The sequence below is a fragment of the Neoluteolibacter marinus genome (assembly GCF_014904755.1).
Taxonomy (GTDB): Bacteria; Verrucomicrobiota; Verrucomicrobiia; order Verrucomicrobiales; family Akkermansiaceae; genus Haloferula; species Haloferula marina.
Window position 1 is genome coordinate 26,022 of record NZ_JACZFQ010000092.1, and the last position, 25,985, is coordinate 52,006.

Annotated in this window: 21 protein-coding genes; 15 read left to right on the forward strand and 6 right to left on the reverse strand. The window is 65.4% G+C overall.

The annotated features are described in order from the left end of the window. Window positions 1–9: 9 nt before the first annotated feature. The gene (gene tilS, locus IG178_RS17560; protein WP_343226005.1) at window positions 10–957 is read left to right on the forward strand and encodes a tRNA lysidine(34) synthetase TilS; all 948 of its coding nucleotides are present in this window, start codon (window positions 10–12) and stop codon (window positions 955–957) included. A gap of 5 nt (window positions 958–962) precedes the next feature. Here tilS and IG178_RS17565 read toward each other — a convergent pair whose 3' ends face one another. Together IG178_RS17565 and IG178_RS17570 are read right to left on the reverse strand one after the other, a co-directional pair. Next, the gene (locus tag IG178_RS17565; RefSeq protein ID WP_193213881.1) at window positions 963–1,688 is read right to left on the reverse strand and encodes an N-acetylmuramoyl-L-alanine amidase family protein; all 726 of its coding nucleotides are present in this window, start codon (window positions 1,686–1,688) and stop codon (window positions 963–965) included. 88 nt (window positions 1,689–1,776) lie between these two features. Continuing rightward, window positions 1,777–2,172, reverse strand: a complete 396-nt coding sequence (locus tag IG178_RS17570) for an RNA recognition motif domain-containing protein (protein ID WP_193213882.1) — start codon at window positions 2,170–2,172, stop codon at window positions 1,777–1,779. Window positions 2,173–2,480: 308 nt separating this feature from the next. Between IG178_RS17570 and IG178_RS17575 the strand changes: the two genes are divergently transcribed. The 5 genes from IG178_RS17575 to IG178_RS17595 all read left to right on the forward strand — a co-directional run bounded on the left by IG178_RS17575 (window position 2,481) and on the right by IG178_RS17595 (window position 8,727). Beyond that, entirely contained in the window at window positions 2,481–3,602 is a 1,122-nt protein-coding gene (locus tag IG178_RS17575) for an acyl-CoA desaturase (RefSeq protein WP_193213883.1), read from the forward strand. Between the two features lie 107 nt (window positions 3,603–3,709). Then, complete coding sequence (gene ahr / locus IG178_RS17580) at window positions 3,710–4,723, forward strand: NADPH-dependent aldehyde reductase Ahr (RefSeq protein WP_193213884.1); 1,014 nt, start codon at window positions 3,710–3,712, stop codon at window positions 4,721–4,723. A 209-nt stretch (window positions 4,724–4,932) separates the two neighbouring features. Then, window positions 4,933–6,300 carry a sigma-54-dependent transcriptional regulator gene (locus IG178_RS17585; protein WP_193213885.1) on the forward strand — a complete coding sequence of 456 codons (1,368 nt, stop codon included), beginning with the start codon at window positions 4,933–4,935 and terminating at the stop codon, window positions 6,298–6,300. A gap of 11 nt (window positions 6,301–6,311) precedes the next feature. Then, window positions 6,312–8,126, forward strand: coding sequence for an ATP-binding protein (locus tag IG178_RS17590; protein ID WP_193213886.1), 1,815 nt, complete (start codon window positions 6,312–6,314; stop codon window positions 8,124–8,126). 34 nt (window positions 8,127–8,160) lie between these two features. After that, window positions 8,161–8,727, forward strand: coding sequence for a response regulator (locus IG178_RS17595; RefSeq protein ID WP_193213887.1), 567 nt, complete (start codon window positions 8,161–8,163; stop codon window positions 8,725–8,727). Window positions 8,728–8,833: 106 nt separating this feature from the next. Here the strand turns inward: IG178_RS17595 and IG178_RS17600 are convergent, their stop codons facing one another. From IG178_RS17600 to IG178_RS17610, 3 genes are all read right to left on the reverse strand, one after another. After that, a complete protein-coding gene (locus tag IG178_RS17600; RefSeq protein WP_169454664.1) occupies window positions 8,834–8,938 on the reverse strand; it encodes an AURKAIP1/COX24 domain-containing protein in 105 nt (34 codons plus the stop codon). 33 nt (window positions 8,939–8,971) lie between these two features. After that, on the reverse strand, window positions 8,972–9,859 hold the full coding sequence (gene hisG, locus IG178_RS17605) for an ATP phosphoribosyltransferase (protein WP_193213888.1): 888 nt from the start codon (window positions 9,857–9,859) through the stop codon (window positions 8,972–8,974). A gap of 125 nt (window positions 9,860–9,984) precedes the next feature. Then, window positions 9,985–12,453 carry a lectin-like domain-containing protein gene (locus IG178_RS17610; protein WP_193213889.1) on the reverse strand — a complete coding sequence of 823 codons (2,469 nt, stop codon included), beginning with the start codon at window positions 12,451–12,453 and terminating at the stop codon, window positions 9,985–9,987. Between the two features lie 607 nt (window positions 12,454–13,060). On the opposite strand from IG178_RS17610, the gene rpsA reads away from it, so the two are divergent. The 8 genes from rpsA (at window position 13,061) to IG178_RS17650 (ending at window position 25,105) form a co-directional block, all read left to right on the forward strand. Then, a complete protein-coding gene (gene rpsA, locus IG178_RS17615) occupies window positions 13,061–14,770 on the forward strand; it encodes a 30S ribosomal protein S1 (protein ID WP_193213890.1) in 1,710 nt (569 codons plus the stop codon). A 151-nt stretch (window positions 14,771–14,921) separates the two neighbouring features. Then, on the forward strand, window positions 14,922–15,467 hold the full coding sequence (locus tag IG178_RS17620) for an ECF-type sigma factor (protein WP_193213891.1): 546 nt from the start codon (window positions 14,922–14,924) through the stop codon (window positions 15,465–15,467). Further along, window positions 15,464–17,752 (forward strand): serine/threonine protein kinase, encoded by a 2,289-nt coding sequence (locus tag IG178_RS17625; RefSeq protein ID WP_193213892.1) that lies wholly within the window; start codon window positions 15,464–15,466, stop codon window positions 17,750–17,752. The genes IG178_RS17620 and IG178_RS17625 overlap by 4 nt, the downstream gene beginning before the upstream one ends. 112 nt (window positions 17,753–17,864) lie before the next feature. Continuing rightward, window positions 17,865–19,415 carry an autotransporter outer membrane beta-barrel domain-containing protein gene (locus tag IG178_RS17630; protein ID WP_193213893.1) on the forward strand — a complete coding sequence of 517 codons (1,551 nt, stop codon included), beginning with the start codon at window positions 17,865–17,867 and terminating at the stop codon, window positions 19,413–19,415. Window positions 19,416–19,587: 172 nt separating this feature from the next. Further along, window positions 19,588–19,932, forward strand: a complete 345-nt coding sequence (locus IG178_RS17635; RefSeq protein WP_193213894.1) for a hypothetical protein — start codon at window positions 19,588–19,590, stop codon at window positions 19,930–19,932. 216 nt (window positions 19,933–20,148) lie between these two features. Then, complete coding sequence (gene secA / locus IG178_RS17640) at window positions 20,149–23,097, forward strand: preprotein translocase subunit SecA (RefSeq protein WP_193213902.1); 2,949 nt, start codon at window positions 20,149–20,151, stop codon at window positions 23,095–23,097. Between the two features lie 114 nt (window positions 23,098–23,211). Further along, the gene (gene fbaA / locus IG178_RS17645; protein ID WP_193213895.1) at window positions 23,212–24,243 is read left to right on the forward strand and encodes a class II fructose-bisphosphate aldolase; all 1,032 of its coding nucleotides are present in this window, start codon (window positions 23,212–23,214) and stop codon (window positions 24,241–24,243) included. A gap of 94 nt (window positions 24,244–24,337) precedes the next feature. After that, window positions 24,338–25,105, forward strand: coding sequence for a VC0807 family protein (locus IG178_RS17650; RefSeq protein ID WP_193213896.1), 768 nt, complete (start codon window positions 24,338–24,340; stop codon window positions 25,103–25,105). A gap of 75 nt (window positions 25,106–25,180) precedes the next feature. On the opposite strand, the gene IG178_RS17655 is transcribed toward IG178_RS17650, so the two are convergent. Then, window positions 25,181–25,465 (reverse strand): 4a-hydroxytetrahydrobiopterin dehydratase, encoded by a 285-nt coding sequence (locus IG178_RS17655; protein WP_193213897.1) that lies wholly within the window; start codon window positions 25,463–25,465, stop codon window positions 25,181–25,183. Window positions 25,466–25,593: 128 nt separating this feature from the next. On the opposite strand from IG178_RS17655, the gene IG178_RS17660 reads away from it, so the two are divergent. Continuing rightward, on the forward strand, window positions 25,594–25,985 hold a 392-nt coding region (locus IG178_RS17660; RefSeq protein WP_193213898.1), incomplete at its 3' end, for a hypothetical protein.

Consider the following 25,985-nt stretch of genomic DNA (forward strand, 5'->3'; position numbering starts at 1 on the left):
AAGGCGGGCGTGCCCGGGCTTGAGACCAGCTGGTTCGACGACGCGCCGAAGCGCCGCCGCTATCTGGCGGGGATTTCCGGCGGGGCGGACTCGGTGGCGCTGTTGGAGATGCTGAAGCTCCACGGCTTCAGGGACGTGATCGTTTGCCACCTGGACCATGGCCTGCGCGGCCGGGCGGCGGCCGCGGACGCGAAGTTCGTGGCGAAACTCGCGGCGGCGGCGGGCTACCAGTGCGAGTCGGGCAAGGTGGATCTCGGTCCGCGGATGGAGAGCGTCTCGATGGAAACCGCGGCGCGCGAGGCGCGGCACCGGTTCTTTGCGGCATGTTCCCGCAAGCACCGCTGCCCGCGGGTCTTGCTGGCGCATCATGCCGACGATCAGGCCGAGACGCTTTTGTGGAACCTGCTGCGGGGAAGCCGCGGCCTGGCCGGGATGCGGGCGAGCCAGACGATCGGGTGCGACGGGCGGCGAATCGAGTTCATGCGGCCGCTGCTTTCACTCCGGCGCCAGGAACTGCGCGACTGGCTGGCGGCGCGGAAGATCGCCTGGCGCGAGGACGCCAGCAATGCGCTCCCGGTCGCGGTGCGGAACCGCTTGCGCAACGAGGCCTTGCCGCTGTTGGCGGAGATCGCGCGGCGCGACGTCACCGAATCGCTGCTGAGGGCGGCGGAGGCGTCGGCAGATCAGCGTGCGATCGAACGCTGGGCGGTGGCCCAGGCAGGCGTGCGGGACCCGCAGGGAAGGTTGCACGTGCCGAAACTGCGAAGCCTTCCCCCGGAACTGCAGGCCGCCTGCGTCCACGACTACCTGATGGACGCCGGCGTGACCGGACTTTCGCGGGACTTGATCGGGCGCTGCACGCTCCTGCTGGCGGACGGATCTCCGCCGGCGGTGAACCTTCCGGGCGGCAAGTGCCTGAGGCGCAAGGCGGGGCGGATGTTCGTGGTCGGCGCGTGAGTCCCTCAGGAGCCCGGCGGGTCGGTCGGCCGGCTGGGCGGCGCGTAGATCGGCTTCGGCAGGGACCCGGTGCCGGCGTCACCCTTGGACTGCTGGTCGAGGATGGCGCGGGCGATGGTGGCGGCCATGCGCTCGCGGTAGTTCGGGTCGGCGCAGAGTTTCGCCTCGGCGGCGTTGCTGAGGTAGCCGACTTCGACCAGCACCGACGGGATGTCGGGATTGCGGGTCAGCCGCAGGCGGCGGCGGACCATGCCGCGGTTGCCGGATTCGGCGGGGGAAACGGATTCCATGTTGCGCTGGATGCGGGTCGCCAGGCCGTGGCTGTCGACGCGCCAGTAGTAGGTCTCCGGGCCGCGGATGCCCGAGCCGCTGGAATTGTAGTGGAGGCTGACCAGGATCGTGCCGTCCTTGCCGCTGACGCGATCGACCCGGTCGTCGAGGTCGATGAAGGTGTCATCGCCGCGCAGCAACACGGTGCGGACCTTGCCGCCAAGCTGGCGCTTGAGGCGCTTGGCGGTGTCGAGCGCCAGCAGCTTTTCGGTCTGGCCGTGGGCCGAGGCGCCGGCGTCCTTGCCGCCGTGGCCGGCATCGATGATCACCGTGGTGAAGCCCTTCGGGCCCGGGCGGTGGCCCCATTCGTCGGCCTTCCACGACGCGACCTGGCCGGGGGTCGGGGCGCCGCAGGAGAGGAGCAGGAAGACGAGGGGGAACGTGGCAAGCACCAGCTTCATGGCGCGCAACATCGGGTCAAAGCCCCGCCGATGCCACGAAAAAGGCGGACCTCCGCGAGGAGATCCGCCTGGGAAAGGTTGCCGGTGATTACCAGCGGCGGCCACCGCCACCGCCGCCACCGCGACGGTCGTCGCCGTAGCCACCACCACCACCGCGGCGGTCACCACCGTAGCCACCGCCGCCCCGGCGATCGCCACCGCCGCGACGGTCACCGCCGCCGCCGAAGGACGGGCGTTCCTCGCGCGGGCGCGCTTCGTTGACCGTCAGGTTGCGGCCGCCGAAGTCCTGGCCGTCGAGGCCCTTGATCGCGGCATCCATGGCTTCCTTGCTGTCCATGGTGACGAAGGCAAAGCCGCGCGGGCGGCCGGTTTCGCGATCCATGACCAAGTGCACGTCGGTGACGCCGCCGAACTGGCCGAAGGCTTCGCGCAATTCTTCTTCGCCGGCGGAGAAGGGGAGATTCCCCACATACATTTTGCTCATTCTAATCAGGTGGCCCGAACTACTACTGCTTCTTCTTCGACTGTCCCCGAGAACCGGGTTTCAAATCACCACCGAATGATTCCACTCACCTGATGACCCTCCATGCCTTGAATCTTCCAGGCGGCGAGCGCGGGGTGACCATGAGGCCAAGGGGGGTTCCCGCAAGCTTCGAATTTGAAAAATATTGCTTCGTGTTTCCACGCATTTTGCGGCGCTGCATGGAAAAGAATGGCTAACGAAGTGCTTGGTTCATTGACCTCGTTCACCGCCCGGGCTATCGGTGTCCGCCCTCCGGGGCGCCTTTCCCTATGAAATCACGCATTTCCCTCGAGCGGGTGGACTGGATCAACACCATCTTCCTCGGGATCATTACCTTGCTGGCCCTGACCGCGGCCCCCGTCTTCCTGATCAAGAACGGCATGCCTGCATTCCTTGGCGGAATGTTCGCCTTTTACTGCATCGCGACCGGCATGAGCATCACGCTCGGTTACCACCGGCTGTTCTCCCACCTGTCGTTCAAGGCGAAGTGGCCGGTCAAACTTTTCACTCTCGTTTTCGGGGCCTGTGCCTTCGAAAACTCGGCGCTCAACTGGGTCTCCGACCACCGCCGCCATCACAAGCACACGGATCACGACGACGATCCCTATGACATTTCCAAGGGTTTCTTCTGGGCCCACATCGGCTGGATCCTCTTCAAGCAGCTGCCCGAGCCGCCGCTCGACAACGTCAACGACCTCCGCAAGGACAAGCTGGTGATGTGGCAGCACCGCTGGGACAAGGTCATCGCCCTGCTGGTCGGCCTCGTGCTCCCGTCGGTCCTCGGCTACTTCTTTGCCGGCGGTGCCACCGGTGCCCTCGGCGGCTTCCTGATCGCCGGCGTGCTGCGCGTCTTCTGTGTCCAGCAGTGCACCTTCTTCATCAACTCGCTCTGCCACACCATCGGCCGCCAGCCCTACTCGACCCGCTGCAGCGCACGTGACAGCTTCGTGATGTCGCTCTTCACCTTCGGCGAGGGCTACCACAACTATCACCACGAGTTCCAACACGACTACCGCAACGGCGTGAAGCCTTGGAACTTCGACCCGACCAAGTGGGCGATCTGGGCGCTTTCCAAGCTGGGTCTTGCCAGCGACCTGCGCCGCGTGCCGGAAACCAAGGTGTTGCTCGCCGAGATGGCTGAAGCCCGCCGCCGCGCCAACCTCGAGTTGGCCCGCCTGCAGGAAGCCGGCGACCATCCGCTCCGCGACAAGGCCCTGGAGGCGATGAACGCGCTGATCGAGCGCCTCAGCACCAACTACCACGACCTCGAGAAGGCCATGGCTGATCGCGTCGAGCTGTCCCGCAAGGCGCTGCGCAACTGGAGCCGCGAGACCCGCGAGATGCTCGATCACCTCGCCGAGATCCGCCGCGGTCGACGGGTTCCCGCCTGATCCCCGCCTCCCGATTTTCAAAAAGCCGCCCGGTCCCGCCGGGCGGCTTTTTTTGTCTTCGGCTCACCTCGCCCTTGCGAAGTGCCCGCCAGGAGCGATGGGAAAGAATGGCTGAAACCTTCCACGCATGGGCCGCCGCTGAGCGCGGCAAAGTTCTCACTCCCTTCGACTACCAGCCGGGGGACCTGGGCCCGGAGCAGGTCCAGATCCGGGTGGAGACCTGCGGGATCTGCCACTCCGACCTGTCGATGATCGACAACGAATGGGGAAATGCGGTGTATCCGCTGGTCGCCGGCCACGAGGCGATCGGGGTGGTTGAGGCGGCCGGCGAGCACGCCAAGGGCGTCAAGGTCGGCGACCGCGTCGGCCTCGGCTGGTTCGCGGGCTCCTGCATGAGCTGCCGGCCCTGCCTTTCCGGTCGTCACAATCTTTGCGCGGACGCCGAACAGACGATCGTCGGCCGCCACGGGGGCTTTGCCGACCGCGTGCGCTGCCACTGGAGCTGGGCGATCCGCTTGCCGGAAGGCATCGACGCGTCAAAGGCGGGCCCCTTGTTTTGCGGCGGGATCACGGTGTTCGGGCCGATCGCCGATTTCGGGGTCAAACCGACGGATCGCGTGGGGGTGATCGGCATCGGTGGTCTCGGCCACCTGGCGCTGCAGTTCCTCAACAAGTGGGGCTGTCACGTCACCGCCTTCACCTCGAGTGATTCCAAGGCGGACGAGGCGAAGGCGCTGGGTGCCCACGCGGTGCTGAACTCCCGCGACAGTGCCGCCATGAAATCGGCGGCAGGCAGCTTCGACTTCATCCTTTCCACGGTGAACGTGCCGCTCGACTGGAACAGCTACCTCGGGCTGCTCGCGCCCGATGGCCGGCTGCACTTCGTTGGCGCGGTGCTCGAGCCGGTCCAGGTGCCGGCCTTCGCGCTGATCGGTGGCCGCAAGCGCATCAGCGGATCGCCGCTGGGATCGATCGCCACGGTGAAGGACATGCTCGATTTCTGCGCGCGGCATGCGATCGCCCCGCAGACCGAAACCTTCGCGATGGGCGAGATCAATGATGCCCTGGAACACCTGAGGGCCGGCAAGGCCCGCTACCGGGTGGTGCTTGAGAATCGCTGAGCATCCGGAGCTTCCGCCGTGGACGAATCGGGCAGATTCACCTCCGCTCGCCAGTTGCATTTTGCAATTGCGGTGATCGTGAAGTAGCATTTTGCACGAACCTGGCCACCTCACTTCTCCGCTCCGCTGTTCTAACACCATGACTGTCAGTCGGCCGGGGATCGGGGTTCGGGAAGGCACGGTGACTGTTAAACGAAGCCCCGGAACACATGGACATTCTCATTGTAGACGACGACAAGTCGATCCGGACGACGACGGCCTTGGCTTTGGAGAGCGAGGGGCACTACGTCGAAATGGCCGAGGACGGAGACTCCGCTCTGAAACGGATCAAGGAAGAGGACTTCGAGCTGGTTTTCCTCGATCTGCGGCTGGGGGATCAGGACGGTCTGACCGTGCTGCAGGACATCCTGAAGCTGCGGCCGCGGCAGCTGGTGACCATTTTTACCGCCCACGCCTCGGTCTCGACCGCGGTGAAGGCGACCCAGCTCGGGGCCTTCGACTACCTTGAGAAGCCCTTCACGCCGGACCAGCTGCGGGCGATCCTCGCGAAGGCCAAAAAGGCGCTGCAGACCCGCGACGAGGTCGTCCGGCTTGAGGAAACGGTGCAGGAACTGAAGGCCGAGGCCCGCCACGGGTCCCCGCCGATGCGCTTCGTTTCGTCGGACGACCGCACCAATGCCGAGCTGGAGACCTTGTTCCGCGCCGCGGCGTCGCCAGCCTCGGTGCTGATTCTCGGGGAGAGCGGCACCGGCAAAAGCGTGATCGCCCGCGAGGTCCATGACCGCAGCCACCTCCGCGACAAACCTTTCGTGACCGTCAGCTGCCCCAGCCTGTCGAAGGAGCTGCTGGAGAGCGTGCTGTTCGGCCACGTGAAGGGGTCGTTCACCGGCGCGATCAAGGACACCTGGGGCAAGGTCCATGCGGCGGACGGCGGTACCCTTTTCCTCGACGAGATCGGTGAGCTGCCGATGGAGATCCAGCCGAAGCTGCTGCGCTTGCTGCAGGAACGGGAGTATGAGCGGCTCGGCGAGAACAAGGTGCGCCCGTGCAACGTCCGGATCATCGCGGCGACCAACCGCGACCTGGTGGCCGGGGTGGCCGCGAACACCTTCCGCGAGGATCTCTACTACCGTCTCAACGTCATCAGCATCACGGTTCCGCCGCTGCGCGAGCGGCGTGCCGACCTGCTGGCCTTCGCCAACGACTACCTGGAGTTCTTCAGCGGCCAGATGGGCCGGAAGCTCAACGGCTTCTCGGAGAGCGGTCGCCAGGCCCTGATCCGCCACGGTTGGCCGGGCAACCTCCGCGAGCTGCGCAATGCCATCGAAAGGGCCGCGATCCTGGCCCGTGGCAATCAGATCGAGGACGTCGATCTGCCGACGCCCGCCGCCTCGGAAAGCCCGACGGGTGCGCCGTCCGGTCCGGTGATCGGCGGGGAGTACAGCATGGAGGACATCGAGCATTTCCATCTTCGCGAGGTGCTCCGCTGGGCGCCGACCTTGCAGGATGCGGCCGCCATCCTCGGAATCGACAAGGCGACGCTCTATCGCAAGCGCAAGCGGCTCGGCATCGACTGAAACCCGAATCCATGCTCCGCACCCGATTGTTCTACGGTCTGCTGACCCTGATCCTCCTGCTGTGGGGGGTCGGGGCGGCCGCGCTTTTGCTGGTCCATGACTCGAATGTGAGGTCCGAGGAGCGCCTCCGGGAAAACTATCCGGCGATCAAGACCGCTCGCGGGATGCGCACGGTCACCTCGACCGTCAACACCCACTACCTGCCGGCCCTCGCGGCGGCACCGGACGACGGGGAGGTCGACCGGAGTCTCTACGACGAGCAGCACGCGGAGCTGCTGGAGCGCCTCAACAGCCTGCGCTCCGCCCGGCAGGGGGATGCACAGTGGGCCGACGTGGTGGGCCGCCTCGACCTCGCACTGAAAGCCTACTTCCAAGGATACGACCGGTTTTTTGGCGGCGAGCAGGTGACCCGCGATGAACGCGCCGGCTTGCTCGAGTACCTCAGCAGCCAGACCCAGCGGATCACCGAGTTGTCGGAGGGAGTGATCTCGCTGGCCGAGAACAAGATGCTCGTGAGCACCCGGGTCTTGTCCGAGGAAAGCGCCAAGAACACGATTTTCGTGGCGACCCTGGTGATGCTCGGGACATCCATCGCGGTGCTGATCTACTTCCAGCTGGTGCGCCATCTGGTGGATCCGGTGATCGGCCTGAAGCGCTCGATCGAGGAGATCCGCAAGGGCAACTTCGAACTCTCCCTGCCGGAGTCCAGTCCGGACAGCGAGTTCCGGGCGGTGACCTCCGCCTTCAACGACATGGCCGCGGAGCTTCACCTGCGGCGCGGCGAGACCGATGAGCGGCTGATGCGCACCAACCTGGTCAACCGGGCGATTCTCGAGGCGATCCCGTCGCCGGTCTTCGTGCTCGGCGAGGACGGCCGCATCCTGCAGGTCAACCCGGCGGCCGAGGCCTTGACCGAGAACCTGGGGGTGTCCAACCGCCTGCCGGCGAAGATCCAGCGCATCCTCGACGAAACGGTGGAGGCCGGGAGCAACCACCTGCCGGAGGATCCGCGGGAGGCCTTGTTGTTCCGGGTCAACGAGCGCGAATACTACTACCTGCCGCGCATCTTCCGCTTCACCTCCGACGACGGGATCCACTCCGGCCGCGCCGTGCTGCTTCACAATGTCACCCGCATCCGCTGGCTGGATGACATGAAGACCAACCTCATTTCGACCGTCAGCCATGAGATCAAAACCCCGCTGACCGGGATCCGGATGGTCCTCCACCTGCTCCTGGAAGAGCGCTCGGGAGCACTGACGGATGTCCAGAAGACCATGGTCAATTCGGCCAGTTCCGACTGCGAGCGCCTGCTGGTGACGCTGAACACGCTGCTGGACTTGTCCCGTGCCGAAAGCGGCACGACCCACCTCGACCGCCAGCCGACCTCGATGGCCGAGGTCGTGGCGCGCGTCGAGCGCCTGTTCCTGCCGAAGACGACGGAGAAGAATCTCAGCTTCCGCTTCGACATCGCCGACAACCTGCCCGACGTCCACGCCGATCCCCTGCGGCTCGACGAGGTGATGAACAACCTGGTGTCGAATGCCTTCAAGCACAGTCCGGAGGGCGGGACGATCATCCTCAAGGTGGCCCGGGCCGGGGAGGGCTTCGTGCGGGCATCGGTGATTGACGAAGGTCCCGGCGTGCCCGAGGCGTCCCAGAGCAGGGTTTTCGAGCGCTTCTTCCGCGCCCCGGGCCAGGAGACGGACGGGGTCGGGCTCGGCCTGTTCATTTCACGTGAAATCATGAGAGCCCACGAAGGCCGGATCGGCCTGCTCGACCGGGCCGACAACAAGACGGAGTTTTATATTGATGTGCCCCTCGCCTGACCACGGGGTTGATGATGCCCGGGACCGATACAAGGTGCTTGTCGTTGATGACGAGCCGACCTTGCGTCTGGGATTTTCGTACGCCCTGGCGGACCATGAAACTGACACGGCATCGGGCGGTCAGGAGGCCTTGAACAAATTGGAGCAAGGGGACTACGACATCGTCGTCCTCGACCTGCGGATGCCGGAAGTCGATGGACTGCAGGTGATCGAGGCCCTGCGCGGCAGGGGCGATGATCTGCCGGTGGTCCTGTGCAGCGCGGCGGTCACGCCGGCGGCTGCCCTGCGGGCGATCGGCGGCAAGGTGGTGGATTTCCTGCTCAAGCCGGTGTGCCCGGCGGAACTGCGGGGCGTGATCGAGTACGTGCTCCAGCCGTCCGGCGACCCACTCTCCCTGGCGATGCGGGAAGCCCGCACGGGCCGGCTGGACGAGGCCTTGGCTTACCTCGACGACGGGCCGGCGGACTGTCCGCGGATCGCAACGTGGCGGCACATCCTCGGCGCGCTCCGTTCTGCTGAGCCCGACCGGAAAGCCGCCGCCGCGGCGAAGCTGGAGATCGAGGGCTTGAAGCACCTCTCCTTTCGCCTGCCGGAAGACTGACCGGAAAAGCCGATCGGGTACGCGAAAGCAGGGATCCGGTGGAACCGGATCCCTGTCGGGAAGATTTCAATCTCAAGCACGGGTGACGCCCGCGGCACGCAAGTCCTCAGGACTTGTAACGCAGACGCTTCTTGTGGCGGTTCTGCTTCATGCGCTTCTTGCGCTTGTGCTTGTTGATTTTCGTCTTACGGCGTTTCTTGAGCGAGCCCATGGTTTGCTTGGGGTTACGGTTTGCTAGGAAAGTTCAGGGGACGATCTTGTTGAGCGGATACTCGATGATGCCTTCGGCACCGAGTTCCTTGAGCGTCGGGATGATGTCGCGGACGACCTTCTCGCCGATCACCGTTTCCACCGCGACCCAGCCATCCTCGGAGAGCTTGGAGACCGTCGGCCGGCGCATGGCGGGCAGGAGTTCGAGGAGAGCCGGAAGCTTGTCCTCGGGAAGGTTCATCTTCAAGCCCACCTTGTCGCGGGCTTCCAATGCGGCCTTCAGGAGAAGCGTCAGCCGCTCCATCTTTTGTTTTTTCCAAGGATCGGCCGCCGCCGCCTTGGACGCGTAGAAATGGGGGAACGAGGTCAACAGGGTGTCGACGATCCGCAGCTTGTTGGCGCGGATCGAGGAGCCGGTTTCGGTCACGTCGACGATGGCGTCGACGAGGTCCGGGACCTTCACTTCGGTGGCGCCCCAGGAGAATTCAACCTCGGCCTGGATGCCCTTCGACTCCAGGTAGCGCTTGGTGATGGCGACGCCCTCGGTGGCGATGCGCTTGCCCTGGAGGTCTTCCGGTTTGCGGATCGCGGAATCCTCGGGGACGACCAGCACCCAATGGGTCGGGCGCGGGGTGGCGCGGGAGTAGGGAAGCTCGGCGAGGTCGACCAGGTTGTCGGCGAATTCGCTGGCCCAATCGAGTCCGGTGATCCCGCAGTCGATGAAGCCCTGGTCGATGTAGCGGGCGACTTCCTGGGCGCGGATCAGGTAGAGATCGAGCTCGGAGTCGTTCGACGCCGGGCGCAGGCCGCGGGAGGACACGTACACCTCGTAACCGGCCTTCTCGAGAAGATCGATCGTCGGGCCCTCCAGGCTTCCCTTGGGAATGGCCAGTTTCAGGGTGTTTTCGGTGCTTTCTGCCATCGGGCGGGCGGCGGGGATAGCGGCGGGACGGCGCGGAGGCAAGGGAAGTTTTTAGAACGATGTCGCGACGGAAAGGGTCCGGCGGCTTGCACCGCCGGACCCAGGGTCGCCACAACACGGGAAGATCACTCGGCTTCCTCGACGCGGAAGAAGCCTTTGGTGCCTGCCGGGATGGTCACCGTGGTCGTCGTCTGGCCGGCCGTGCCGGGGACGGGGGTGCCGGTCAGCGGCAGCCACTCGGACACCAGGTCGGGCGACGTGGTGACGATGTAGTCGGTGCCGGCGTCCGACGACCAGGTCAGTTCCAGCGTGCCGGCGTCCAGATCGAGCACATGGTTGAGCAGGCGGGGGCCGTCGCCGGCAGCGGTCAGCGGTGTCAGCGTCCAGTTGACGATGTCGTGGTATTCCGACAGGCCGCCGGTGCGGGCGGAGAAGCCGGCGTAAGCCTTGCCCTCCTCGTCGAGCACGCCGCTCAGGTCGACCGCGAGGTCGGTGATGACCGGGGTGCCGCCGACGGACACATCCAGCTGTCCGGCCGCATACTCGACGCGGACGTGGTAGGGATCGGTGTAGGTGGACGAGGTGCCCATGTAGAGGCCGCCCTTGTTCAGGCCGAGGGCCACCAGGTCGACTTCAGCGAGCCGTGTGCCGTTGAGCCACACCTGGACGGTGGCGAAGCTGGCGTCGGTGGCGTTCTTGTAGGAATCCATCACCACGCTCAGCGAGTTGCTGTTGAAATACAGCTGGCCGCCGGGGCTGGCGACACTGCCTTCAGGGGCGTTGTGGATGGTGAAGGCGAGACCGTCGGCGCCGTTGATGTAGCCGGGATGGGTGATCTGCGGTTCGAACTCCGTGACGAAGCCGGAGGCGAGGGGCACCGGACTGAAGTACCAGGCGCTGCCCTGGACCCCGTTGGTGAAGCTGGTCAGGCGCAGCCGCTTGTGGTCGCCGGACAGCGGGAACTGGAGCGAGTCGTTGATGATCTTCGCGTTGCCGACGAGCGAGATGTCGTCCGCGATGTCGAAGTCGGGGTAATTGATGATTCCGGAAGCATTGTCGAGCACATGGACGAAGATCGTCGAGATGCTGACCCCGCCGCCCGGGGCCACGGCGGTCAGCGTGTAGGTGGTGTCAGCGGTGGGATTGACCTCCACGGACCCGCCGGTGGCAGTGAAGGTGCCGACCGCGGGGTCGAGGGTCACGGTGCCGTCGTTGGTGCCGATGACATTCCAGCTCAGGGTGATCGGGTCTCCGGGGAGGCTGAGCTTCGCGGTCGAGGCGAAGCTGAGGACCGCCGGCTTGAGCGAGGCGCCCGGGAAGGGGATGCTCGGTGTCGGGGTGTTGCGGAAGGTCGGGGTGTTGTAGGTGATCGAGGTGACGTTTTCGATCAGTTCCCAGGTCGCGCCGCCGTCATTGCTGCCCTCCATGATCCACTTGACCGGATCGCGGTCGGGGAAGTCGTTGCCGGTGACGAACGAGTAGGCGTCGAAGGTAACCGGCGACGCCCCGAAGTCGAAGATGACCGGGGACAGGTTGGCACTCAGCCACTTGGTCGGGGCCGGAGTGGTCGGAGGGAGGTTGTTGTAGTCGTGCTCGTCGATCAGCTTCTGCACGCCTTCGGCGGCGTCCGGGGCGTTGGAGCCGCCGGGATTGGTCACGGCGACCGGAACGACCTCGATACCGTCGTTGGTGAACTTGAAGTCCTCCAACTGGATGGTGGTGCCGCCGGTGCGCAACTGAATCGGCGTGTAGCGCACCTGCTGGTAGCTGAGGTCGCCGCCCGCGACCGAGCGGACCGTGGTGCTGGCGGTGGTGTCGGTGCCGGCGCTTGATGCCGTCAGGGTGAAGACCGTGTCGGTGCCGGACGGGACCGGGTCCACGAGGATGTAGGCGCCTTCGTTGGCGTCCGTGACGTCGATCGGCGTGCCGCCGGGGTAGTCGAGTGTCACGGTGTCGGCCAGCGCGGTGTAGGCGAAGAACTCCATGGCCGAGCCGTCGCTGACGATCACGCTCTGCTCGAGGTTGTAGAACTCGAAGTTGTTGATCACCGGGGGCGGGGCCGCCGGCAGCTCGAAGTTCGTCGAGCTGGCGGTCACCTTGCGGGTCGGGCTGGCGGGGAAGCGGTTCACCACGTCCAGTACTTCCCAGGTGGCGCCACCGTCGGAGCTGCCCTCGATCCGCCAGCTCACCGGGTCGCGCTCGGGCGCGTCACCGCCGGTGATGTAGTTGTAGGAGTCGATCGAGGTGGGTCCGGCGAAGGTGAAGACGAGCGTGGTGCCGGGCGTGTAGTCATAGTTGAGCCACTTGGTGTTGATGTCGCCGTCCGAGACGAAGGGCGGGGCTTCGCCAGGAGGATGGTTGGTGGAGCTCGAGGTTACCGTGGCGGAGAGGGGGTCGACCTGTGCACCTTCATAGAAGAACTGGAATTCGGAGATCTGCATCAGCTTGCTGCCGGTCGTGGCAACCGCCTGTCCGCGGTTGGACACCGGGAAGAACCGGTAGGCTGAATAGGTGAAGGTGGTCCCGGCCGCGTGGAGTTCGCCGGCGAGCAACGAGGTTGCCGCCAGGGCCCAGAGCCGGGTGTTGCGGGACATTCGGGGAATGTGAGTCTTTTTCACGTCGTATACAGGTGGTGGGTCGGTGCCGCCACTCCGTCCGGAGCGGGAGCGAGGCCCGCCGTAATCACGACTCATGCCACAAAAAAGGCCCCCGAATCGGGCCGGTTTGCTGTATTTTGCAAACCCGGTATTCCGCGCTGCATAATGACGGATTGGGTGGACCCGTTTAGTCGGGGGCGCGAAATCGCGCGATTTCGGCGAATATTTTTTTAGATGCTAAACCGGTTTGGGTTCCATGGATGAGTGCTCCGCGATCGGGTGGCGGTTTGCCACGAAAACAATTCATCCATCGCGGGTGCGCGGCCGGCGGGGGTTTCTCCACGGCGGCCGCGCCGTGATCCGGTGACCGGCCGCCACGGCAAAGTGCCATTTCCCGTTCTTCGGCCGGGCCTCCGGAAGTCCCTGAAAACGCGTCATTTTCGGCTTGCCAACGGGGGATCGGGACCTAGCTTCGCGGCCCCGTTTCACCTTTCAGAATGCTGGCGAGCAGTTGGAGCCCCGTGGCCCGCCAGCCCTTCCACCGGGGCAATTGTCGGAAGGAAAAGCGAAACCAAACCAACCTAACCCCAACCCCGTAAACAACATGAGCACCCAAGTGCTTGAACCAACCAACCAGGAACTGGCCGATCTGATCGATTCCAAGTTCCGCGAGGTCCGCGAAGGGACCATCGTCAAGGGCACGATCATCGAGATCCGCCCGCAAGTCGTCCTCGTCGATATCGGCTACAAGTCCGAGGGCGCCATCCCGTCGAACGAATTCGAAGACGAAGAAATCGAAGTCGGTGATGAAGTCGAAGTTCTCCTCGAGAAGCTCGAGAACGACGAAGGCATGGTCGTCCTGTCCAAGGAGAAGGCCGCCCACAAGCAGAACTGGGACAAGATCGTCAAGGTGTTCCTCGACGGCGGTCTCGTCCGCGGCAAGGTCAAGTCGGTCGTCAAGGGCGGTCTCACCGTCAACGTCGGCGTCGAGGCCTTCCTGCCCGGCTCCCAGGTCGACATCATCCCGCCGAAGGATCTCAACGAGTACGTCGGCAACGTTTACGAGTTCAAGATCGTCAAGGTCAACGACGAGCGGAAGAACATCGTGCTTTCCCGCCGCGAGGTCATCGAGGCCGAGCGCGCCGAGCTGCGCCAGCAGTTCCTGGGCACCGTCAAGGTCGGCGACAAGGTCACCGGCGCCGTCAAGAACATCACCGACTTCGGTGCCTTCGTCGACCTCCAGGGCATGGACGGCCTGCTCCACATCACCGACATGTCGTGGGGCCGCATCAACCACCCTTCGGAAATGCTCATGATCGGACAGTCGGTCGAGGTGATCATCCTCGACGTCGACCGCGAGAAGGAGCGCGTCTCCCTCGGCCTCAAGCAGATGTCCGACAATCCCTGGGAAGACATCGAGCGCAAGTTCGCGATCGGTTCCAACGTCCGCGGCAAGGTCACCAAGCTCCTGCCCTACGGCGCGTTCATCGAACTCGAGCGCGGCGTCGAAGGCCTCGTTCACGTTTCGGAACTCTCCTGGGTCAAGCGCATCACCCGCCCGAGCGACGTGCTCGAACTCGATCAGGAAATCGAAGCGGTCGTGCTCGGCATCAGCATCGAGGAGCAGAAGATCTCCCTCGGCGTCCGCCAGCTCGAGCCCAACCCGTGGGACGAAATCGAACACCGCTACCCGATCGGCGCGACCATCAAGGGCCCGGTCCGCAACCTCACCGCCTACGGCGCCTTCGTTGAACTCGAGGAAGGCATCGACGGCATGGTCCACGTCTCGGACATGTCCTGGACCCGCAAGATCAACCACCCCTCCGAGGTTCTCAAGAAGAACGACGAGGTGGAGGCGATCGTGCTCTCCATCGACAAGGGCAACCAGCGCGTTTCCCTCGGCCTCAAGCAGCTTGAGGACGATCCGTGGAGCCACATCGACGACCGCTTCAAGGTCGGCGACCTGGTCAAGGGCACCGTGGCCAAGATCGCGTCCTTCGGCGCTTTCATCAGCCTCGACGGCGACATCGACGGCCTCATCCACATCTCGCAGCTCAGCGAGGATCACGTGGAGAAGGTCAAGGACGTCATCAAGGTCGGCGACGAAGTCGAAGCCCGCGTCATCAAGGTCGACAAGGTCGAGCGCCGCATCGGTCTCTCGATCAAGGCGGTCAACTACAGCGAAGCGGACCTGAAGAAGGAAAGCGCCAGCTTCGAAAGCCTGCGCCCGTCGTCCGAAATGGTCGGCCTCGAGCAGGCCTTCAACCTCGCCGCCGCCGCGGCCGAGGAGTGGAGCCCGTCCGACGAAGATTGATCTTCGGAAGCATCACCAGGGCCGGAGCGGGAAACCGCTCCGGCCTTTTTGTTTTCCGCCGTCGGGGCCGGATGGTTTAGCGGAATCGCGTGACGATTGGTCCACGGCTTTCGGCTTGTGGCCGTTCCCGCCGCGAACTACGAACCCGACGATGCACGGAGTGTCGATGGACGGCGGAGTCCTCGGGCATGGAACCCAATTCCCGGCGGAGCACCTGTTTCCCATGGTGTACGATGAGCTGCGGCGTCTGGCGGCCACCCGGATGATGGGCGAGTCGCCCGGACAGACCCTGCAACCGACGGCGCTGGTCCACGAGGCGTGGCTGCGGCTCGAGGGCGGCGGCCACGACTGGGACAACCGGGCGCACTTTTTCGGCGCCGCGGCGCGGGCCATGCGGTGCATCCTGGTGGACCGGGCGCGCCGCAAGTCGGCGTCCAAGCGGCAGGCGGGTGAGCTCTTTGCGGCACATCCCGCGGCCGGCCAGGACGATCACATTCTGCTGATTCACGAAAGCCTCGCCCGGCTGGAGGAAGAGGATCCGGAAGCCGCGGAAGTCGTGCTGTTGAAGTTCTTCAGCGGGATCGGCAGCAAGGAAATCTCCCGGATGACCGGCCGCAGCGTGCGCTCGGTGGAGCGGATCTGGACGCTCGCGAAAGCCCGGCTTTACCAGATCATCCGCGAGGAGACCCAGCCATGAGAACCCCGGCCGGACCGCGCGATCCTCGCCTTGATCCCAAGGAACTCGAAGGAGCGGTCTTCGAAACCGCGCTGGGACTGGAGGACCCGCAGTTGAGGGAGGCATTTCTCGGCCGCTGGTTTGCAGGCGACGCGGCCGGGCTCGAAGCCATGCGGGCGTTGCTGCGGGCCTCGGTGGATTCCGCGTCGTTTTTCGTCGAGGCCAAGGAATGCCGGATCTCCGCCGCCCGCGACGCGGTGGACGGGATCGGGCTGGAGGATGAGGAAGAATTGCCACGGTCGGTCGAGGGCCCGGGATCGCGGATCGGGCGCTACCGCCTGACCGCCCGCATCGGCGAGGGCGGATGCGGGGTAGTCTACGAGGCGGAACAGGAGGAGCCGGTCCGCCGCAAGGTGGCGCTGAAGATCATCCGCCTCGGCATGGACACCGAGGGGGTGATCGCCCGCTTCGGGGTTGAGCGCCAGGCGCTCGCGCTGATGGATCACCGCAACATCGCCCGGGTGCTCGATGCCGGTGCCACGGAAACCGGCCGGCCATACTTCGTGATGGAGTTGGTGGCCGGCGAGCGGATCACCTCGTTTTGCGATGCCAGGCAGCTCGATCTGGAAGGGCGTCTGGCCTTGTTCATCCAGGTTTGCCACGCCATCCAGCACGCCCACCAGAAGGGCATCGTTCACCGCGACATCAAGCCGTCGAACATCCTCGTCCAATCGATCGACGGCGAGGCGGTGCCGAAGGTGATCGATTTCGGCATCGCCAAGGCGACCGGCGCCGATCGCCATGGCTGGACGAGAATCACCGAGTGCGACCAGATCATCGGGACGCCGGCCTACATGAGCCCGGAGCAAGTGGATCTGCGCGGCATCGACATCGACACCCGCAGCGACATCTACAGCCTCGGGGTGGTGCTCTACGAACTGTTGGCGGGCTTGCCGCCCTTCGACGACGAGGCCCTTTCAAAAGCCGGCATTTCGGAAATGCGCCGGACCTTGTTGGAAGACGAGCCGCGGCGGCCCTCCCAGCGAAGTTCCGGCCCGGCGGCCTCGCAACTTCAAGGGGACCTGGACGCCATCGTGATGAAGGCGATGGAGAAGGACCGCAACCGCCGCTACCAGACGGCGAACAGCCTGGCGATGGATGTCCAGCGCTACCTCGACAACGAGCCCGTGCTCGCCCGCCGCCCGGGCCGGCTCTACCTGATGGAAAAATTCATCCGCCGCAACCGGGCGGCCTGCGTGGCCGGCGCCGCGGTGGCGCTGTCGCTGCTGGGCGGTCTGGGATCATCGACCTGGCTCTATTTCCGCGAGCGCACGGCGCTGGCGGAGCAGGTGCGGCTGGGGCGCGAGGCGGAGCTCGCCCGCGCCGAGGAGGACCGCCTGCGCAACCAGGCGCAGGCCCGCGTGAGCATTTCGCAGGTGGCCGGGCTGCTCAACCGCGGGCGTTCCGGCGGATCGCTGCCGGCGGATCACGACTTCGGCGGCGTGGCGGTGCTGCTGAACCAGGGCAAGGCGGAGGCCGCCGATGCCTTGCTTCAGGCCAACCCGCTGGAATCGATCGAGCCCTCGCCGGACGCCGCCCGGGTGTTCCGCACGCTCGGCCACTGGAACGCGATGCGCGGCCGCTGGGAGCAGGCGCTGCAATGTTTCCGGAGCCTGGACCAGGCGAACCGCTACGAGAATCCGGACGGGATCATGGAAGGCACCGACCCGATGTGCCTCGCCGTCCTGCTGGCGGAGTTCGGGCCGCCGGGGGAGTACGAGGACTTTCGCCGCGAAATGCTCGACCGGCACCTGCCGGCAAACAGCGCGCTGGCGGCTGAACACGTGCTCAAGATCAGCCTGCTCCGGCCGCTGGAGGAAAAGGACGTGGAACGGCTCGGCCAGGCCGCGGAGATGTGCGCTTCGGGAGTTCGGAGCGACTACTCGGGACGCGATTCCTTTCCGCAATGGGATGCCTTGGCGCTGGCCACCTACCACTACCGTGCCGGTAATTTCGCCAAGGCCCTCGAGTGGACCGAACGTTGCCTATCGTTCTCCGGCGGCCGCGGCGACCGTGAATGCTCGGTGAATTGCCTGCAGGCAATGGTCCACCATGCGTCGGGGGAACGCGGGATGGCGGCGGAACACCTGGGCGTCGCGCGGTCGCTGATGCCGCCGCCGGCCGGTCCTCGCGCGGAAAAGGCCGACCTGAAGCTCGAGGTTTGGCTCGATTGGTCGGTGTCGAGGATCCTCCTGCGGGAGGCCGAGGCGGTTTGCGGTGGGGTCCAGGCCGCGAGCCGGGAGTGACGGCCGGCCCCTGAAAAAAATCCGCGGCTATTTTGGCGGACATCCGGGTGGGGGTGCGCATGGGGGGATTGCAACGGTGGTCCGGGAATCCGGGCCCAACCCAAATCCATCTATGAATCCAAAGAAACTGTCAGCTCCGGCTCTTGGCGGCATCGCCGTCCTCGCCGTCACCCTCATCGATCCGCTTTCCGGCCAGTCCGTCTGGACGGGCGGCGTGGACAGCGCCTGGAACAATGCCGACAACTGGAATCCCGCCGGCGTGCCGGGCACGGCCACCGACGTGGTGGTCGATTCCAGCGCCAGCCATCAGGTCGACATCCCGGTTGGCAACTGGAGCCGGCAAGGAGCCGGGACCACCACCATCAGCGGCACGGGGGTGATCAATCTTCAGACCGGTTCGGCGCGCTTCCTGAACTGGGGGACCTTCACCGTGGCCGCTGGCGGCGCCTTCAATCACACCGGTGAATACTTCCTGGTGGGCAACGGTGGCCTCGGATCCTTCGTGCAAAGCGGCGGCACCGTCACCAGCAACCACAGTCGCGGCTTCTTCCTCTCCGACAACAACGCGAGCCAGCTGGGGACGACCTACACGCTCACCGGCGGTGTGCTGACCGTGAATTCGCAGGCGACCTACAATGCCGGCAACCTGGTCGACCGTCGCCTTCGCAGCGTCTGGTTCGGCAAGGGCGGCGAGGGCGCGGTCGATGCCTCCGTCACCGGCGACCTGTTCACCGTCAACGGCGGGACGGCGAATTTCACCCGGATCCACGCCACCAGCACCTCGGATGTGCTGGTTTCCCGCAACTCCGGCATCGCGGTGGAAAGCGGCACCGCCACCTTCCGCAACTACGTCGAGTTCCGCGTCGGCTACGGCATGGGCGGCACCGACAATTCCGGCACCAACCCCGCCGGCCCCAACAACAGCCACGTCACGGTCTCCGGCGGCCTGATGAATGTGGCCGGCGGCACGCCGATGGTCCTCGGCTACGCCGACAACGGTTCGCTTTTAGTTTCGGGCGGCACCCTGGCGCTCAGCGGGGAGATCCGCCTGGGCGGCCCGCTGGCGGGCTCCGGATTCGTGGTCCAGACCGGCGGCGTCATCACCGCCACCGACGTCGCGTTCATCGCCGGCTTCTATGATTTCGGCGGCGGCTTCCTGCGACTGGCGGGAGACCGCACCTCGATCCTCGAGGAGGACTGGTTCTCCACCTTCACTGCGCCGGACACGGTCGTCGCGGACTACGATCCGGTGACGGACCGCACCACCATCCATGTCACCGGTGAATCCCTCCCCGCGTCGACCTACGCCGTGTGGTCCGCGGAGAACGCCAACGGCGGGGATTTCGACGCCGACAACGACGGCGACGGCGTGCCGAATGGCGCGGAGTACTTCTTCGGCGAACTCGGTGCCGGCTTCACCGCCAATCCCGCGGTCGCCGGCGGCGAAATCACCTGGCCCCGCGATCCCGCGGTCACCGACGCGGCCTTCGTGGTGGAAACCTCGACCAGCCTCGGGCAAGGGGAATGGTCGGAGGTCCTGGAAGAGGATCTCGATCTCTCCCAGCCCGACGCGATTTCCTACACCCTGCCGACGCCGGGTGGCGGCAGCCCGAAGCTTTTCGTGCGCTTGCGGGTGACTTCCCAGGCGGTGGCTTCCGAGTGAGCAATCCGGGCAGCGACCCGGGGATCCATCCATGTTCCGATCCACGCCGGTGCCTGCCGGCGTGGATCGTTTGCGTTCCGGGGACGGGCGGACGTCCTGAAACCTGCATTTGACAAATCCCCGGCTGGTCCGACTCTCACGGCGGATCCGAGGTGATCCGCGATCCTTCCCGATGAGCACCAACGAAGAACGGCTCTGTCCGTCCGCACTGATCCCCTGGGTCTTTGCGTTGGTGGCCTTGTTGGGATGCAACGCCTTGGCCCCGTATCCCAGCCTGACGAGAAAGGCCCGGGACCTCGAGGGCAGCGCCCTGACCCAGGTGTCGGGAGAGGCGCCGAGTGCGGGGAATGTCACCAGCCCGGTGGTGTTTCTCGCCCCCGATCCATCCGATCGGGTCGACCTGACGATTCCGGCGTCCGTGCTGTTGGGCGTCGATGCCCACGATGACCGGGCGGTGGAGACGTTCCGTCCGGGTGCAGCCCGTGGCCGCGCCCCGCCGGTGTTTGAGGTGATTTGAGTGCGCCCCGCGGCGCGGTGGAATGATTCGCCTCCGGCGGATCGGACTCACCGGGACTGCGACGGGTGCTTCCGTGGATCCCGCCGGCTGTGCGGGACATTCGCGCGGCATGGCCACCCGTTGGCCGGCGGCGTTTCCCGTTCAAGAACCTCATTCAATCCGATGTCCCGCCGCGACTCCTGTGTCCCGGAGGCATCCAACTTCATCCGTCTTTCCATGATCTCCTGGTCCTTTCCGAAACTCCTCGGCAACAAGAACGAACGCGAACTCGGCCGCATCCGGCCGGTGGTTCACCGCATCAACGAAATCGAGGGCGCCTTGCAGCGCGAACCCGTCGAGAAGCTCCGCGAACTCACCGCGGGCTGGCAATCCCACCTGGCCCGCTATCATCCGCTCGACGCCCCTCCGCGGTCCCAGCTTGAGGGCATGGACGGTGCGGCCCTTCAGGTGGCGGCCGATGCGGTGCAGGCGCGGCTGGGGGACCTGCGCAGGGAATTCCCGTCGCTACCGGCGGACGTGGCCCCGACCGTCGCGGCGATCGAATCCGCCAAGGCCGCCTTCCACCACGTCGAGGAGCAATTCGCGGCCTCGCGGGCGAAGTATTTGCAGCAGATCCTTCCCGAGGCCTACGCCGTCGTGAAAAACGGCGCCCGTCGCCTTTGCGGCAGCGAGGTCATGGTCAGCGGCCAGCCGATGACCTGGAACATGGTCCACTTCGACGTCCAGTTGATCGGTGGCATCGCCCTGCACCGCGGCCTGATCGCGGAAATGCAGACCGGTGAGGGCAAGACGCTGGTGGCGACCTTGCCCGTCTACCTCAATGCCCTGACCGGCCTCGGCGTCCACGTCGTGACCGTCAACGACTACCTGGCGAAGCGCGACTCGGAGTGGATGGGCGCCTTGTTCCGCTTCCTCGGTCTCAGCGTCGGCTGCCTGCAAAACCAGATGCAGGCCCCGCAGCGCCGCCAGGCTTATGCCTGCGACATCACTTACGGAACCAACTCGGAGTTCGGCTTCGACTACCTGCGCGACAACGGCATGGCCACCAGCCGCAACGAGCAGGTGCAGCGCGGCCATTATCTCGCGATCCTCGACGAGGTGGACTCGATCCTGATCGATGACGCTCGCACGCCGCTGATCATCACCGGCGCCTCGGGGAGTTCGTCGCATCCCTTCGAGCACCACAAGCCGCGGGTCGAGCAGCTGGTGAAGCGCCAGACGGAGCTCTGTAACCGGATCGCCGCCGAAGCGAAGCGCCTGCTGGATGCCGGCGACAAGGCCGCCGCCGGACTGATGTTGCTGAAGTTGAAGCTCGGCCAGCCGCGCCACCGCCAGTTCCTGCGGATGATGGAGAACCCCGAGCTGCGCCGCTTGCTGGAGCGGACCGAGCTCGACTACCAGAAGCAAGCCTTCCAGAAGGACATCTACAAGGTGAAGGAGGAGCTGTTTTTCGCCATCGACGAGAAGCTCCGCGCCGCCGATCTGATGGAAAAAGGCCGCAAGTTCCTTTCCCCGCAGGATCCCGAATCCTTCACGCTGCCCGACGTCGGCCCGCGTCTGGCGGAGATCGATGCCGACACCACGCTGTCCCCGGAGCAGAAATCCGCCGCCAGGCAGGAGCTCCAGGAATTGCGAGCCGAACGCGCCGCCGCGGTCCACGGCATCTCGCAATTGCTCAAGGCCTACTGCCTCCACGAGCGCGACGTTCATTACGTCGTCCGCGACGGCAAGGTCACCATCATCGACGAAAGCACCGGCCGCGAGATGGAAGGCCGGCGCTGGTCGGATGGCTTGCATCAGGCGGTCGAGGCCAAGGAAGGGGTGGAGATCGAGGCGGAAACCCGGACCTTCGCCACCATCACCCTGCAGAACTACTTCCGCCTCTACGAAAAGCTGGCGGGCATGACCGGTACCGCCGAGACCGAGGCGGCCGAGTTTCACGACATCTACAAGCTCGATGTCCTGCCGGTCCCGACCAATGCCCCGAACTTGCGGATCGACAGCAACGACCAGATCTTCAAGACCCGCCGCGAGAAGTATCACGCGGTGATCGCCACCATCTCCAAGGCGCATGCCGCCGGCCAGCCGGTCTTGGTCGGCACCGCGTCGGTCGAGGCCTCGGAGACGCTTTCGCGGATGTTGAAGCGCGCCGGGATCCGGCACGCGGTGCTGAACGCGAAGTTCCACGAACAGGAGGCGGCGATCGTCGCCCTGGCCGGCCAACGCGGGGCGGTGACGGTTTCGACCAACATGGCGGGACGCGGCACCGACATCAAGCTGGGTGAAGGCGTGGCGGAGCTCGGCGGGCTGTTCGTCATCGGCACCGAACGCCATCCGTCGCGGCGGGTCGACCGCCAGCTGCGCGGCCGGTGCTCGCGCCAGGGCGACCCGGGGAAGTCGCAGTTCTTCCTCTCGCTCGAGGACGATCTGATGCGCAACCACGCCGCGCCCGCCCAGATGGCGGCGATGATCGAGTCGGCGGCAAGGGCGTCGGGCAAGGTGCCGTCGCTCGGCAAGCTGGTCCAGTCCGCCCAGCAGCGGGTCGAGCAACAGGATTACAAGGGGCGCAAGCGGGTTCTCGACTTCGACGACGTGATGAACCTGCAGCGTGAGATCGTCTACGGCCATCGCAACGACGTGCTGACCACCGAGGACACCCGCAAGCTGGCGCATGAGGCCATTTCGGAAGGCGTTGCCGCCGCCGTGCTCGACCTCCTGGCCGACGGCGATCCGCGGAATCCCGACCTCGCGGCGGTGCAGCGGTGGGCGGTCGCCAGCCTGGCCCTCGAGCTCGATCCGGAAGACCTGCGCAATGCCGACGGCGAGGCCATGGCCGCCTGGATCGCGGCAAAGGCCGTCGCCGCCTACGATCGACGGATCGCCGCCGTGCCCCCGGAATTCCTCGAGCGCGAGGAGCGCCGCGCCCTGTTGTTCGCCATCGATGCCGGATGGCAAGAGCACCTCGGTGAAATGGACGAACTGAGGGAAGGCGTTTACCTCCGCTCGCAGGGCCAGAAGGATCCGCTGGTCGAGTACAAGAACGAGGCTTTCGGCTTGTTCCACACGTTGATGGCCTCGGTCAACCGGGCCGCGACGGCCCACCTGTTCCGGTCCGCGGTGGCGCTCGAGGGTCATTTCGGCGGAAGCCCGGTGGCGGCCGGTTGACCGGTTCACCGCCTCAGGGGCCGGGGCGGCGGCCGCTGGCACGCGTCGTGCGTGCTGCAAATGCACCGCTCCGGCCTTGCGCCGGGTCCCGCCGTCCGCTAACCCCTCCCCGCCATGCCCGTCGCTACACCAGCCCAATACCGTGCCATGCTCGATGCCGCTCAAAAAGGCGGCTACGCTTACCCGGCGATCAACGTCACCTCGATCACCACGATCAACGGGGCGCTGCGTGCCTTCGCCGAGGCCAAGTCCGACGGCATCATCCAGGTTTCCACCGGTGGCGGCGAGTTCGCCTCCGGCACCAGCGTCAAGGACGCCGCCTTCGGCGCCATCGTGCTCGCCGAGGCCTGCCACCTCCTTGCCGAGAAATACGACATCCTCGTCGCCCTTCACACCGACCACTGCCATCCGGCCAAGGTCGAGGGCTTCCTCAAGCCGCTTTTGCAGGCCTCCCGCGAGCGCATCGCCGCCGGCAAGGGCCCGCTGTTCCAGAGCCATATGTTCGACGGGTCGGTCGTCGACCTGAAGGAGAACCTCGAGATCTCCAAGGAACTGCTCAAGGAGTGCGCCGAGCTCGACATCATCCTCGAGGTCGAAGCCGGCTGCGTCGGCGGCGAGGAAGACGGCCACGACACCTCCGGCCTGCCCGCCGACAAGCTCTACACGACGCCCGACGACATGGTGCAGGTCTACGAGGCGCTCAGCCCGATCGGCCGTTTCCTCTTCGCCGCCACCTTCGGCAATGTCCACGGCTCCTACAAGCCCGGCGCGGTCAAGCTGAAGCCGTCCATCCTGCGCGACGGCCAGAAGGCGGTCATGGACAAGCACGGCGCCGCAGCCGAGATGGACCTCGTCTTCCACGGCGGTTCCGGCACCTCGGAAAGCGACCTGCGCGAGACCCTCGACTACGGCGTGGTGAAGATGAACATCGACACCGACACCCAGTATGCCTTCACCCGTCCGATCGTGACGCACATCTGCCAAAACATCGAAGGCGTGCTCAAGATCGACAACGAGGTCGGCGACAAGAAGACCTACGACCCGCGCTCCTACCTGAAGAAGGCCGAGGCCGGCCTCTGCGAGCGCATGAAGGAAGCCTGCAACGATCTGCTTTCCGCTGGGAAGACGATCTTCGGCACGGTCTGAATTCCGTTCTTTCATGAGGCGGACCCGTCACCCGGGTCCGCCTTTTTTCTTTCCCAAGGGTGGCAGGAATCGCTTGGCTGCCGCTTCGTTCGCCATGCCTGACCCCAAGCCCAAGCAAGAACATCCGCTCGCCAACATCCTGATCAACGTGCTGATCCCGGTGATGGCACTGGATCACCTCAGCAAGGATCCGGAGCGGCTCGGGAGCGCGGCGAAGTTTTGGCACATCGGGCCGCTCTGGGCGATGACGGTTGCCCTGGCGCTGCCGCTTGGCTACGGGCTCTGGCACTTCGCCAAGACCCGCAAGGTGAACTTCTTCTCCGGGGTCGGGCTGGTTTCAATCCTCCTGACCGGCGGACTCACCTTCTACCTCTGGAATGCCGATGGAACGGTGAAGCCAAACGCGGGCCTGTTGGTCGGGCTCAAGGAGGCGATGATCCCCTTGATGCTTGGGATCGCGGTTCTGGGGTCGCTGCGATTCGGCACGCCTCTGCTCCGGGTGTTCCTCTACAATGACACCCTGTTCGACGTTCCAAAGATCGAGGCGAAGATCGCGGAGCGCTCGGAGGAAAGCGGCTACAAGCGTCTGATCGACAGCGCCACCAAGCTCTTCGCCGCGTCGTTCTTCATCAGCGCCCCGCTGAACATCGGTCTGGCGCTCTGGTTGTTCCGGAATTTCGACGCCTCGGCGGCCGACGCGACGGAGAAGTACAACAAGATCATCAGCACCATGACCTGGTCTGGCCTGCTGGTGATCGGGCTCCCGCTTCTTGGGATCATTTTCGTCCTCTTCACCCGCTTGATCAAAGGCCTGAGGGACCTGACGGGGCTTGAAGAGAAGGACGTGCTGCTGCCGCGCTGAGCGGTGACTTCCGCCCGGCAAAAAGGCCCGCAGGTAGCGGGCCTCTTGGAAAGGTTCAGTGGTGGCTGCCGGAACTCAGTCGACCAGGTTGTCGATCCGCTGGGCGAGTTCCACGTCGGCATCCGTGACACCGCCGGCATCGTGGGTGGTGAGGTTGAGCGTCACCTTGGTGTAGGAGATGCGGATGTCGGGGTGATGCTGCGCTTCATCGGCGATCTCGGCGACGCTGTTGACGAAGTCGATGGCGTCCATGAATTCCTCGAACTCGATGACGCGGACCATCGCTTTCTTTTCAAATTCCCACTCGGGGCATTTCTTCAGGGCGGCGTTCAGATCGTCGTCTTCGAGTAGGTCGGACATGGGAATTCAGGGGACGTTGCGGGGCGAGATTGGGTACACCGATTCTCCCTTGGCAAGCGAGTTTGACAGTGAATTTTCATCGCGCCTCCGGTTTGCGGTCGGGCGACTTCGGGTGTATGCGAATCGGGATGAGATTCCTGGCGACGGCGGTGGTGGCTTCGACTGTCTTTTTCACCTCGTGCGTGCCCTCGACGCCGGAGGCCCGCATCGCGGCCCAGCCCGCGCTCTACCAGAGCTTGCCGGCGAAACACCAGGAGTTGGTTCGCCAGGGCCGGATCGACAAAGGCATGGGCACCGATGCCGTCTACCTCGCCTGGGGGCGACCAAGCCGCGAGTATGAAGGCAGTGAAGGCGGTCACGCCAGTTTGCGCTGGGACTATGCCGGCACGACGCCGGTTTACACCACCAACTTTTACGGCGGCTATTATGGCTACGGCCGGTACGGCCGCCACTCCGCCTACGGCATTGGTCTCGGCCCTGGAGTCACCTACGTTCCCTACCGCCGAGCCAGCGTGTTGTT

What these genes read in the sequence shown, in the direction of transcription:
- ahr (WP_193213884.1), top strand. Translation starts at nt 3,710, where the DNA reads ATGGCTGAAACCTTCCACGCATGGGCCGCCGCTGAGCGCGGCAAAGTT.
- rpsA (WP_193213890.1), top strand. Translation starts at nt 13,061, where the DNA reads ATGAGCACCCAAGTGCTTGAACCAACCAACCAGGAACTGGCCGATCTG.
- fbaA (WP_193213895.1), top strand. Translation starts at nt 23,212, where the DNA reads ATGCCCGTCGCTACACCAGCCCAATACCGTGCCATGCTCGATGCCGCT.
- hisG (WP_193213888.1), bottom strand. Translation starts at nt 9,859, where the DNA reads ATGGCAGAAAGCACCGAAAACACCCTGAAACTGGCCATTCCCAAGGGA.
- IG178_RS17610 (WP_193213889.1), bottom strand. Translation starts at nt 12,453, where the DNA reads ATGTCCCGCAACACCCGGCTCTGGGCCCTGGCGGCAACCTCGTTGCTC.
- IG178_RS17655 (WP_193213897.1), bottom strand. Translation starts at nt 25,465, where the DNA reads ATGTCCGACCTACTCGAAGACGACGATCTGAACGCCGCCCTGAAGAAA.
- IG178_RS17565 (WP_193213881.1), bottom strand. Translation starts at nt 1,688, where the DNA reads ATGAAGCTGGTGCTTGCCACGTTCCCCCTCGTCTTCCTGCTCCTCTCC.
- secA (WP_193213902.1), top strand. Translation starts at nt 20,149, where the DNA reads ATGATCTCCTGGTCCTTTCCGAAACTCCTCGGCAACAAGAACGAACGC.
- IG178_RS17575 (WP_193213883.1), top strand. Translation starts at nt 2,481, where the DNA reads ATGAAATCACGCATTTCCCTCGAGCGGGTGGACTGGATCAACACCATC.
- IG178_RS17590 (WP_193213886.1), top strand. Translation starts at nt 6,312, where the DNA reads ATGCTCCGCACCCGATTGTTCTACGGTCTGCTGACCCTGATCCTCCTG.
- IG178_RS17625 (WP_193213892.1), top strand. Translation starts at nt 15,464, where the DNA reads ATGAGAACCCCGGCCGGACCGCGCGATCCTCGCCTTGATCCCAAGGAA.
- IG178_RS17630 (WP_193213893.1), top strand. Translation starts at nt 17,865, where the DNA reads ATGAATCCAAAGAAACTGTCAGCTCCGGCTCTTGGCGGCATCGCCGTC.
- IG178_RS17635 (WP_193213894.1), top strand. Translation starts at nt 19,588, where the DNA reads ATGAGCACCAACGAAGAACGGCTCTGTCCGTCCGCACTGATCCCCTGG.
- IG178_RS17650 (WP_193213896.1), top strand. Translation starts at nt 24,338, where the DNA reads ATGCCTGACCCCAAGCCCAAGCAAGAACATCCGCTCGCCAACATCCTG.
- IG178_RS17570 (WP_193213882.1), bottom strand. Translation starts at nt 2,172, where the DNA reads ATGAGCAAAATGTATGTGGGGAATCTCCCCTTCTCCGCCGGCGAAGAA.
- IG178_RS17585 (WP_193213885.1), top strand. Translation starts at nt 4,933, where the DNA reads ATGGACATTCTCATTGTAGACGACGACAAGTCGATCCGGACGACGACG.
- IG178_RS17600 (WP_169454664.1), bottom strand. Translation starts at nt 8,938, where the DNA reads ATGGGCTCGCTCAAGAAACGCCGTAAGACGAAAATCAACAAGCACAAG.
- IG178_RS17620 (WP_193213891.1), top strand. Translation starts at nt 14,922, where the DNA reads ATGCACGGAGTGTCGATGGACGGCGGAGTCCTCGGGCATGGAACCCAA.